The 697-nt window shown below is 73.2% G+C and carries 1 protein-coding gene and 1 pseudogene; one reads left to right on the top strand and one right to left on the bottom strand.

Annotated elements, in window-relative coordinates:
• Positions 1 to 608: glycoside hydrolase family 3 N-terminal domain-containing protein (locus FV223_RS29210; RefSeq protein WP_147730064.1), on the top strand; the 608-nt coding region annotated here is incomplete at its 5' end.
• On the opposite strand, the pseudogene FV223_RS32280 reads toward FV223_RS29210, so the two are convergent.
• Positions 577 to 697 (bottom strand): annotated as a pseudogene (locus tag FV223_RS32280) (beta-hexosaminidase); the annotation flags it as partial. The gene FV223_RS29210 and the pseudogene FV223_RS32280 overlap by 32 nt on opposite strands.

The following is a 697-nucleotide window of genomic DNA, read 5'->3' as shown; positions in this document are numbered from 1 at the left end:
GCGCGCGCCTGATGGCGCACGACCTCGCCGACGTCGGCATCAACGTCGACTGCGCGCCCGTCCTCGACGTGCCCGAGCCCGGCGCCCACGACATCATCGGCGACCGCGCCTACGCCACGACGCCGCAGCAGGTGGCCGAGATCGGCCGGGCGGTGGCCGAGGGCCTGATGGCCGGCGGGGTGCTGCCGGTGATGAAGCACATCCCCGGGCACGGCCGCGCCGCCTGCGACAGCCACCACGGCCTGCCGGTGGTCGAGGCGAGCCTCGAATCCCTCGCGGCCCAGGATTTCCGGCCCTTCCGCGCCCTCGCCGACCTGCCGATGGCAATGAGCGCCCACGTGGTATTCACGCAGATCGATCCCGACCGGCCGGCGACCCAGTCGGCGCCCGTGATCGCCGACGTGATCCGCGGCGCGATCGGCTTCGACGGCCTGCTGATGACCGACGACCTGTCGATGCATGCCCTGACCGGGCCGTTCCGCACCCGGGCCGAGGCGGCCTTCGCCGCCGGCATCGACGTGGCGCTCCACTGCAACGGCGACGCGGACGAGATGCGCGCCGTCGCGGAGGGCACGCCGTCGCTGGCCGGTCGGGATCGATCTGCGTGAATACCACGTGGGCGCTCATTGCCATCGGCAGGTCGGCGAGGGCGCGGAAGGGCCGGAAATCCTGGGCCGCGAGGGATTCGAGGCTCGCC

Origin of the sequence: Methylobacterium sp. WL116 (assembly GCF_008039455.1) — a bacterium.
In the GTDB taxonomy this organism is placed as follows: Bacteria; Pseudomonadota; Alphaproteobacteria; order Rhizobiales; family Beijerinckiaceae; genus Methylobacterium.
The sequence above is the reverse complement of the archived record's forward strand: the minus strand, read 5'-3'. Positions and strand labels throughout refer to the sequence as shown.